The organism is Mesorhizobium sp. B2-4-14 (assembly GCF_006442155.1).
Taxonomy (GTDB): domain Bacteria; phylum Pseudomonadota; class Alphaproteobacteria; order Rhizobiales; family Rhizobiaceae; genus Mesorhizobium.
Genome location: NZ_VFVA01000066.1, coordinates 1 through 10674 on the forward strand (window position 1 = coordinate 1; position 10674 = coordinate 10674).

General features: G+C 58.7%; 5 protein-coding genes. 3 read left to right on the forward strand and 2 right to left on the reverse strand.

Annotated elements, in window-relative coordinates:
• Positions 1 to 659: 659 nt before the first annotated feature.
• Entirely contained in the window at positions 660 to 2702 is a 2043-nt protein-coding gene (locus tag FJ938_RS28805) for an acyltransferase family protein (RefSeq protein ID WP_140699966.1), read from the reverse strand.
• A 514-nt stretch (positions 2703 to 3216) separates the two neighbouring features.
• On the opposite strand from FJ938_RS28805, the gene FJ938_RS28810 reads away from it, so the two are divergent.
• Positions 3217 to 4968, forward strand: a complete 1752-nt coding sequence (locus FJ938_RS28810; protein WP_140699969.1) for an adenylate/guanylate cyclase domain-containing protein — start codon at positions 3217 to 3219, stop codon at positions 4966 to 4968.
• Between the two features lie 333 nt (positions 4969 to 5301).
• Here FJ938_RS28810 and FJ938_RS28815 read toward each other — a convergent pair whose 3' ends face one another.
• Positions 5302 to 7068 carry an adenylate/guanylate cyclase domain-containing protein gene (locus FJ938_RS28815; RefSeq protein WP_140699972.1) on the reverse strand — a complete coding sequence of 589 codons (1767 nt, stop codon included), beginning with the start codon at positions 7066 to 7068 and terminating at the stop codon, positions 5302 to 5304.
• A 285-nt stretch (positions 7069 to 7353) separates the two neighbouring features.
• On the opposite strand from FJ938_RS28815, the gene FJ938_RS28820 reads away from it, so the two are divergent.
• Both FJ938_RS28820 and FJ938_RS28825 read left to right on the forward strand, forming a co-directional pair.
• The gene (locus FJ938_RS28820) at positions 7354 to 9108 is read left to right on the forward strand and encodes an adenylate/guanylate cyclase domain-containing protein (RefSeq protein ID WP_140699975.1); all 1755 of its coding nucleotides are present in this window, start codon (positions 7354 to 7356) and stop codon (positions 9106 to 9108) included.
• 616 nt (positions 9109 to 9724) lie between these two features.
• A partial coding sequence (locus tag FJ938_RS28825; protein ID WP_140699978.1) for an ABC transporter substrate-binding protein occupies positions 9725 to 10674 on the forward strand: 950 nt, incomplete at its 3' end.

Genomic DNA, 10674 nt, shown 5'->3' on the forward strand with positions numbered 1-10674 from the left:
GCTTACCATCACGTACCGCCATCGGTCGCTTCATGATTCCTTGGGCTTCAAGGTCTTTGAGCACGAGTGGTAGTATCTGCAACGGCGTGCTTGTCCGCCGATAAGCGCTCCATCGCGCTACGTCTAGAACCCGGGATTCGCGTGGATCATACCCAATGTAGATTGGTATCATGTGGCAACTCTATAATTGATGCGAATTTGCTCGAATTTAAGCAGGTAAGCACTGCAAGCGGAAGACCCGAAGTACAACGGATCACTTGGTCACGGTGGCGACCGCGCACGGTGATCGGCACCAAATGCGCTATCGGGAAAGATCTCGGGAGAAGCGGGCCACGCCTTGTCGTACCAGGGGGCAAATCGTAGTCTTCGGCATTGCGTGTTCCTTTCGATCTGAAGTCAGGATTCCGTCCTTGTTTCCCACCCACCCTATGAAATAAGTCGCCAACTGTTTTTCTCCACCTTGGAAGAAAGTCGGCACACGCAGCTAACCCGCTCCGCGTTCCGGCCGATGATCGTGACGGCAAACGCCCAGAAGACCGTTTCCCAATAACGCACCCGAGCGCACACCCGGCGGAGCCGGATGCGCAGCGTGTCCCGAGGCCCTGGTTCGCGAATCATGGCCTCTTTTTTGGTGCGCATCCGGACGGGCTCTCGGCGGTCTACCTTTGGACCGGATCTCCTTCGCTTGCGCCTCGCCCAACGAATGACGCGAATACGGGCTCATACAGATAGGCGAGGCTTCGTGCCGCACTGGCCGTAAGATGGTCGGAATCCTTGTAGAGCGGCATGCCGTCGCGAACAGCCTCGCAGTGGCCTTTGCTGCAGAATGCGGGAAGCGGATCGACAATCCGAGCGCCGTACTTTGCCGCCAAGTCCGCCAGAATCTCGCGCGAGAGAGCCTGCCGCTTCGCGATATAGTCCCAGGGCGGAGCGATATCGGTCGAGCCGCCCGTGAGCATTGCCCGCGCGGCAGCCTCGGGAACGTAGCGGCCCATCTCAGGCACATCCATGACCAGCACGACCTTTGTGCCTTGCCGCGTGAGGTCGGCCATCAGCCGGTCGAGGGCTTCGCCGATGTGCGCGGATTTGTCCTCGAGTGGCGGGGGCGTCGAGGCGTCGAAGAAGACCCCCTGCTGGGGAAGTTCGCTGTCGTGCACGTATTTGGGCCAGTAGGCCACAAGGAATACAAGCGGGATCTGGCGGGCAGCGATCAGCCCGCGTACCGCCGCGTTGAATTCCAGGCAGGCCTGCTCACCGTTTGGGTTGGAAGGCTGCAGGCCGGGAAGCGGCGGACAGCCGTCACGGCCCACGAAAAGGCCGGATATTCCTGTCTTGGCCGCGGCAAGATCGACCGCGGGGGCCATTGCGCCGGAATGAGAGTCGCCCCAAACTAGAAAAGCCGGATCTGCCTGTCTTTTCGCTCCAAGTGTGCAGAGCCTTCCGGAACCGATGTCCTCCAGCGTTGGGCGGCTGTTGCCGCGGGAGTGCTCGATGCAACCGGATTGACCGAAGCGGCTGACGTCGTAGGTCGCAGCGTAGACCATGCGCACAACCGCCGGCAGCCTCGACGGCAGACCGCCTTCCCTGGCGACGTAAGATCCGAATCCGATCGCTGCGGTCATCGCGGTGGCCGCGGCTGCGAACAAGGGCCTGCGGCCGACAGGGCTGGCGCCGCCGCGGAAGGGCTTTTCGATAAAGCGCCATGAGAGAGCGCCAAGAATGATGGAGCAGCCAACGATCACGCCACCTTGGGCCACCGACGGCTTGTGGCCGAGAATGTAAGGCGTGAAGACGATGAGGGGCCAGTGCCAGAGATACAGGGAATAGGAAATCAGGCCGACAGACACCACGACTGGCATCTGCAGCGCTCGACCGATCGCGCCGTTTGCGGCACGAGCGTGGATAACCAGTCCGGCGCCGAGGCACGGGAGCAACGCAGCAAGGCCGGGGAACGGCATTCCTTCGCCGAAAGTGAAAACTGCAACGGCAATCAGGCCTATACCCAGCGCAGCCAGCGCTTGCCGCGTGAGCGGCCGCGATGGCGGCGGCGCGACCTTGAAGGCCAGCAGAACGCCAAGCAGCAACTCCCAGGCGCGAAAATGCGAGAGGAAGAAAGCGCCCGTCGGCCATTGAAACACGCTCCAGGCGCTCGCTGCGAGCGATGCGACAAACAGTACTGAAAGCACGGCGACGGTCCGGCTGCGGCCATATCTGCCGAGTGTCATCAGCAGCATGGGAAAGACAATGTAGAACTGTTCCTCGACAGCAAGCGACCACGTATGAAGCAGCGGCTTCATCTGGGCGCCTATGTCGAAATATCCGCTTTCCTTCACGAACTGGATGTTCGAAGTGAAAAGGGCGGTCGTCCACATGCTGCGCCCGAAATACTTGAACTCCTCCGGCATGAAGAACATCCAGGCGCCAACGGCACAGACCGCAATCATGGCGAACAGTGCCGGGAAGATTCGCCGGATGCGCCGTTCATAGAAACGCAGCAGGCTGAAGTCGCCTTCGGCGATCTCGACCGCAATCACCGATGCGATCAAATATCCGGAAATGACGAAGAACACGTCGACACCGACGAAGCCGCCTTGGAAGCCGGGAATGCCTGCGTGGTAAAGAATCACCGGGAGCACGGCGATCGCGCGAAGCCCGTCGATGTCGGCACGATAGGGTACCCGGCCCGGCGAACGTTGCAGCATTGGTGCTTGCGCGATCTGACTCGGCAATACAACGTTCAACGCGATTCTCCTGAGGAGTTGCCGGCGGAGTGCTTCTGTCGTGCGAATGTGACCGCCGTGGGGCGGGAGCGTGACTCAATCGCAGCACTCCATGTGGAAGTCAAATACGCCGGATGCGTTGGGACACCAGACGGGTGACCCCATAGAGCACGCCGATGACATCTGCCGGGACCCGACCAACGAGTACCGCATGCCCTGGAAACGATCGGCGGCTTCCGGGATAATGGTTCGGCGGGCCGAACGGCAACAAGTAAGGCGCGAAGCTGTCGTTCGCGTCGTGGAACACGCTCGTCGGCTTCGGGGCCGGATTCGGACGGTCGGCTTTTAGCGCCCGAAGTACGACAGCGGACGTTCGGCGCGGTGCGACCAAGGTGGGAAGCTAACCCAAATAGCAGCCAAGAGGCGTGATAGACTCCATACCTGAGGGCCCATACAATCCGCGCAATTTCATTCGCTCTAGGTTGCCGCATTGCCAATGGCCGAAGAAAGTAATCAACGTCGCCTAGCCGCCATCCTCGCGGCCGATGTGGTCGGCTACTCCAGGCTCATGGGTCGCGACGAGAGCGGAACCCTGTCGGCGTTCAAAACGCATCGCCACGACCTGGTGGACGCTAAGATCGCTGAGCATCAGGGCAGGATCGTCAAGCTGACCGGCGATGGCTTGCTGGTAGAGTTCCTCAGCGTGGTAAATGCCGTGGCCTGCGCCACCGACATCCAGCACAAGATGCGCGAGCGCAATGCTGACGTGCCGGCGGACAGGCGCATCGAGTTCCGCATCGGGATCAACCTCGGAGATATTATAATTGAGGACGATGACATCTTCGGCGATGGCGTCAACATCGCGGCGCGGATCGAGAGCATCGCCAGGCCGGGCGGCGTTGCCGTATCCGGCTCTGTCCGGGACAGTCTCGGCAATAGGCTAGCGCTTTCCTTTGAAGATACGGGCGAGCAGAGGCTCAAGAACATCGAGCGGCCGGTGCGCGTCTACAACGTCAACCTCTTTCCCGACGCGCCGTTCCTGCAACCCGCCGGAGTAGCATCGGTCGCCAATGAGAAGCCGTCGATCGCCGTGCTGCCCTTCGACAACATGAGCGGCGATCAAGAGCAGGAGTACTTCGCCGACGGCCTCACAGAGGACATAATCACTGAACTGGCGCGCAATCGCGGCTTGTTCGTGATCGCACGGAACTCCTCCTTCACGCTCAAGGGAACCGCCGTCGAAATCGCAGAAGCAGGGCGAAAGCTTGGTGTGCGCTACTTGGTGGAGGGAAGCGTTCGCAGGGTCGGCAAGCGAGTGCGCATCACGGCCCAGTTGATCGAGGCAGCGACCGGTAGTCACGTCTGGGCCGAACGCTATGATCGTGAACTGGAGGACATCTTCGCAGTTCAGGACGAAGTGACTCGAAGCATCGTCGCTGCCGTTCCGGGATATGTTGAGACCGACGTCGTGAAGGCATCGCGGCGCAAACCGACCGAGAGCTTGGGGGCCTATGACCACTACTTGCGCGGTATGGAGATCGTCAATCGCTGGCGCAACGATGATATTCCGCAAGCCATGGCGGAATTCGAAAATGCGGTGAAGCTTGATCCAAATTTTGCCCGTGCTCATGCGGCGGTAGGCCATATGCACGTTCGCGTCTATTGGCAAACGCTCGCCCCACAAGCGTTGGCAAAAGCAAAGACAGAAACCGAACTCGCCGTGCGGCTCGACGGCGAGGACAGCAGGTGCTTGGCTATTCGTGGGATGTGCCTCATGCTCGACAAGAACTTCGACGCGGCGTCGGAAACTTTCCAGCGTGCCCTCCAGTTGACACCTGATGACGCCGATCTCAATGACATGATGGCGTACTACCTCCTTTGCACAGGTCAGGCGAGCGAGGCTATCGAGAGATCACTCAAAACTATCCGCGCCAGCCCGCTGTTCCTTCCGGCCTCGCTCAGCGAGACTATGGGCATGGCGTTCATGATGACGGGACAGTACGAGCAGGCGATAAAGTCTTTTGCCGCTATAGGCAGCGCGTATTACTATATCCACGTTTATGCGGCCGGATGCATGGCGAAGCTCGGGCGTATCGACGACGCGCGGGCGCAAGGCCGTTTGGCGAACAAAATCAAACCAGATTGGCCCAGCGTGGATTGGGGCTATCAGTACACAAAAGAAGAATATAGGGAGCACGAGCGCGAACTGGCCCATCTGGCGATGGACGCTCTTGCGAATGAACCTTGAGCGTCGGCCATCGCCGGTGCCCTTCACGACCCGACCCCGATGAACTGCGAGGGTCGTATCGACGAGGTCGCTTCGCAACGCGCGGATGCCTGCAAGCGCATGATCGTTCGCCATCAGGCGTCTTAAACCGACGATGTCTGCCACCAGGATCGCCGCGGTTACGGCACTGCAATCATTGCTTGCCCATACCGAACCTATCACAGTTGCGGCGGGATTACCGCCCAAAACTCGGGAAACTCGCGAGAGATTAAGGAGCAGCCCGACGCCACTGTCGATTCTTTCGACGTCATAGATTGATTGCGAGCTTGGAAAACGGCTCCCTTTCCATACTGCCTAATCTGGCAAGCCCGCCAGACGCCAGCCATCAACAAACGGCTGCGCATCACTCGGGCTCTTGAAAGGAGAGTTCGCCACCAAATCACCGACCCTCCAATGTGGATTGCCCGCAATGAATAGGCGGGCTTCCTCCTGTGCCTCAGGAACGCGACCGGCAAGGGCAAGCGCGGGAACCAGGTGCTCCCTCGAACCCGTCCCGTAGGTTTCTTCCCGGCTCAAGGACGCAACAGCTTCTTCGTAGTGACCGGAGGAAATCTGCGCCATTCCCATGATCCAGAAATACCAACCGGGTGGACGAGGATTTATACGGAACGCAGCACCACAAGCTATCAGCGCCGCTTGCGGATCGCCTAAGTAGATTTGAAGCTCACCCGTCCATGCGACCGCATCTGCATTGTTGGGATTAAGCCGAACGGCAGCATCGAATTGAGACTTTGCTTCATCCCAATTGCGCTCATAAAGCTGAACGCAGCCTAAGATTCTGCGAGCGTGGGAATCGTTGGGATCGATTTCCACGGCCCGTTGCGCGTGGATCAGAGCCTTTGCGCGGCCGGGTTCCTGTGGCTCTCCCCAGACAATCCAGCCAAATAGCAGTGAGATGGCAAGATTGCTGTGCCCCTCGCAGTAGTTTGGATCGATCTGGACGGCACGTTCCAAGTCAGCACACGCCTCACTGTTGTCCGATCTCGAATTGTTGCACTTGCCTCGCGACCTAACGCAAAGATCATAAGCTTCGAGATTTGACGGTCGGGAACGGGGAATAAGGTTCTTTTCACCAAGCTTGCCAGAAATCGCTTGAACAACGCGTCGCGTGACCTCGTCCTGAACGTCGAAGATGTCGGCGATTTCGCGGTCGAAGCGGTCGGCCCACACATGATTGCCGCCTTCTGCCGCATTGATAAGCTGCACATTGACGCGCAACCGCTTGTTGGATCGCCGGGCGCTGCCCTCGAGAACATATTTGACGCCCAGATCGCGAGCGATCTGACGGATGTCGGTGGGCTTGCCTTTATAGGCAAAGGTGGAGTTGCGGGCGATGACGAAGAAGCCGGACACATTCGACAGATCGGTGATGATGTCCTCTGTCAGCCCGTCGGTGAAAAATTCCTGTTCGGAATCGCCACTCATGTTGATGAAGGGCAGCACGGCAATCGAAGGCTTGTCGGGCGGTGCGGGCGGCTGCGAAAGCTTCTCCAGCACAAGGGGCTCACTTAGCGTCGCGGGCTTTGCCTTGGAGGGAACGCCGACCTGGAGCGAATAGACCCGGACCGGATCGGTGATGTTCTTGAGCTGAACCTCACCGCGATCGTTGATCGCGATGTCGAGCCGTGACTTTACCTGCCAGTAGGCTTGCTCGGAAAGACAGATATTGCCGGGTTCGCAGATGCCTTCCAGCCGTGCTGCGATGTTGACGCCATCACCCATAAGGTCACCATCGCGTTCTTGCACGACGTCGCCCAGGTGAATGCCGATCCGGAACTCAATGCGGCGATCATCCGGTACCCCGGCATTGCGCTCAAGCATGGCGTTCTGCACTTCGATCGCGCATCGCACTGCTTCTACCACGCTGCTGAACTCGACGAGGCTCCCGTCGCCTGTGCGCTTGACGACGCGACCACGATGAACTGCGATGGTGGGATCGACGAGATCGCTGCGCAGTGCCCGCAGCCGCGCCAAGATGCGATCTTCATCTGCGCCGGCTAGCCGGCTGTAGCCGACTACATCCGAGACCAGGATCGCTGCTATTTTCCGGGCCTCACTCATGTCGTGCTCCCTCCATCCAGTCTGCCACTACTGCCAAGCCAAAGGAAGATAGCTCGGAGGCATTGGTCGGTTGATCATCGGATCGATTCCGGTCGTTCGAGACCAGTGTTGGGCAGATACTGAGACCTGCCACTGGCGCTGTCCGCTTTTGGTGAATGGACTGGGCCGTGGGAATGACTGGCCATCAGGCCCATAACCGACTGGCAACTAGCCGTTCAGACGCGCATCTTCACATCCCCTACATTAGGAATAAGGTGAGTTTCGATTCAATACGGGAAGCTAGATGTGGAACGTCGTCTCGCCGCAGTGCTCGCCGCGGATATCGTGGGCTTCAGTGGACTAGTGGAGAATGACGAAGTCGGCACTATCGACGCTGTGCGCAATTGGCGATCGACGGTCCTTGAGCCTCTTGCCTCGCAGCTCAAAGGCCGCATCTTCAAGCATCTAGGCGATGGTGTGTTGATCGAGTTCAACAGTGCCGTTAACGCGGTCAACTTTGCCATAGCCATGCATCGCGCTATGAGCGAAGGCAACGCGAGTAGCCAGGTGTTGCCAAAACTCGTTGCGCGTGCCGGATTGAACGTGGGCGATGTGATTGTTGACGGCGACGACCTCTTTGGAGAAGGCGTCAACATCGCGGCCCGACTCGAGAGTCTTGCCCAACCTGGCGGCATCCTGATCTCGCAATCTGCGCACGCCCAAGTCCGTGGCAAAGTGACGACCGCCTTTGAAGATCTGGGCGAAAAGAGTCTCAAGAACATCCAACAGCCTTTGCGCGTTTTTGCGGTGCGCACCGGATTGGAAGTCGGAATTCCGGAGGTCGTCCGATCGTCTCCGGCGACCTCAGATCGTCTGGTTTTTGCGATCTTGCCGTTTGCCAACATGTCTGGCTCGTCAGAGCAGGACTATTTCGCTGAAGGGCTGACCGAAGACCTCATGATGGCGATGTCCAAGTTCGGCCACCTTCAAATTGCCATCCGCCTTGCTTCGCGCCCGACGAATGGCACCTCAAATCCAATGGCAGTTGGACAGGAACTTCATGCGAGATACCTGCTCGATGGAAACGTTCGAAGAAGTGCGGATCGCGTTCGCGTGTCGGCGCAACTGATCGATTGTGCCAGTGGTGAACGGATCTGGAGCGAGCGCTTCGATCGCAATCTGAATGATATCTTCGCGGTCCAAGATGAAATTGTGTCTTCCATTGCAGCGCAGCTATCATGGAAGCTAACTGACGCGGCCGTACGCGGCGGCAGGTCATTATCGCCTGCCAGTCTTTCTGCACATGACTACTTCTTGCGAGCACGTGCATTGTTTCGGCGCAACGCATCCACGGAAGCTCGGGACAATCTTATCAAGGCGATTGACTTAGATCCGCGACACTCTGGTGCCAATGCAAATTTGGCCTTTTTTTACTCTGAGGACATGTTTATGCAGCTTTCGGGCGAGCCGGTGCACGAATTGGCCCTTCTCGCCGAGAGTTACATGCGGCGAGCCGTCGAACTCAATGAAAATGATCCGTTCACTTACGCGCTTGTCGGTAATGCTCTGCTTGGCCTTGGCCGCCACACTGAGGCAGAGCAAAACTTGCGCAGCGCCTTGGCCTTGAATCCATACAATGCCCATACCATCATGGATTTAGGCTTGGTAATTGGGTACGCCGGCAGGCACGATGACGGACTCAGTATGATAAACCAAGTGTTCCAAGTAGAGCCTCTCCTGCCACCCGTGTTGAGGGCTAACAGATTTTGGATACGGTGCGCCATGGGCGACGCGGATGCCGCGATTGCAGACTTCACGCTGCTCGATATGCCGCTCGCCTACCATCATCTCACGCTTGCAATATGCTTGGCAGAAGCCGGACGAAGCGATTTGGCCTCCCATCATCGCGGAGAGTTCGAAGCCAAGAGAGCGTCCTGGTATGATGTCGCAGGGTATGCGCGGGCCTATTCCGCCGTGCTGGCTGCCGCGCCAGATCGAGAACGATTCACCGCCGGTCTCCGGGCTCTCGACTTTCCGGTCTCGGTCGGGAAATTCTGTTAGGTCGCCCCACGCAAATATCCTCGCATATTCCGGTCACACTGTCGGTTCACGTTAACATCTGGCAGCTGTCGCCAAACTTCTGTCGGCCCGGATCACCTGTCGCCAAGCAGTTTGGTAATGTCTGCTTTCCAGCGCCAGGAAAACTTTTTCAATGTCCGATGTCGGGCGCGTTGCCGACCGGCAGCTTGGGGGCTGTCAGCGGAATGGCGGCTTTTGGCGTCCGAAGAACGATAGCGGACGTTCAGCCGGTGGGACCAAGCACTGAAGCTGACCCGATGCAGACCTTTGCGTCGATCATTCGGAACGGCCGCAATTAAACTCGGAGTGGCTATTTCATAACCGCGCAAACAGTCTCCCCGACAGCGAGGTCCTGGCGGGACGTTTGGCGTAGTAAGTTTTGCGCTCGCAACCTACGCAAATTGGGCGTACCGTTGGCATATCGTCGGCTGCTAATGCATGAGCCGGCGACTGAGAGCGCAAGACTCCCACATCGGACTAGGCGCGCTAGGTTCCACAACTACTCGTCGCGCTCACCGGACCACCTGCCTCTGCCGAAACCTCTTTTGCTCGGTCCCGGCCAGTATCGCCTTTTGCCAATCGGAAGAGGAGCGTTCTGATGCAGACCATCCAAACCCGCCGCCGATTCCTGGCCGGCGCTGCAATGGCAGGCGCTGCAGGTATCGTCGGACTTCCAGAGTCACTACACGCGGAACCTCCACTGGAAACGACCACGGTTCGTCTGCCGTGGTGGGTTGATACTTCCTACTGCTGGGCAGGCGCGTACATCGCCGGAGAATTGATGCGCGCCGAGGGCTTCACCGACGTTCGCTATGTGAAAGGCGACAAAAGCATCGACCAATCGGAATGGATCGCGCGCGGCGAGACGGACTTCTCGGTGAACTTTCCGCCGAATCAGATCACGTCGATCGACGCCGGCGTGCCGATCAAGGTGCTGACCGGGTTGCACTCGGGATGCCTCGAACTGATCGCAACGGAGAACATCCGCAGCGTCACGGATCTGCGGGGCAAGAGAGTGGGAGTGGATGGTTTCAATAGCTCGCGACACGTGTGGCTGACCCTCATGGCCGCTTATGTCGGGCTCGATCCCGTCAACGATATCCAGTGGGTCTTGACCGAGGGTGTCAAGCCGACGGAACTCTTCGTTCAAGGGAAGATCGACGCATTCCTCGGCACGCCGCCCCAGCCGCAGGAGCTGCGCGCCAAAAAGATCGGCCATACGATCCTCAACAATGCCGTCGACCGCCCATGGTCACAGTATTTCTGCTGCATGATCTCCGCCACGACGGACTACGTGACAAGATACCCGGTGGCGACCAAGCGGGTCTTGCGATCGATCCTCAAGGCAGCCGACCTCTGCGCGTCGGATCCGCAGATGGTGGCGCAGCTGATGGTCGATCGCGAATTCATGCCGTCGTATGACAACGCGCTGCAAACCCTGAAGGATATCCGCTACGACCGGTGGCGGGATTTCGATCCTGAAGACTCGATGCGGTTCTATGCCCTGCGCATGCAGGAGACGGGCATGATCAAGGCGGGTCCGCAGCA

Coding starts and splice junctions, on each gene's coding strand:
- FJ938_RS28805 (WP_140699966.1), bottom strand. CDS start 2,702: ATGCTGCAACGTTCGCCGGGCCGGGTACCCTATCGTGCCGACATCGAC.
- FJ938_RS28810 (WP_140699969.1), top strand. CDS start 3,217: ATGGCCGAAGAAAGTAATCAACGTCGCCTAGCCGCCATCCTCGCGGCC.
- FJ938_RS28815 (WP_140699972.1), bottom strand. CDS start 7,068: ATGAGTGAGGCCCGGAAAATAGCAGCGATCCTGGTCTCGGATGTAGTC.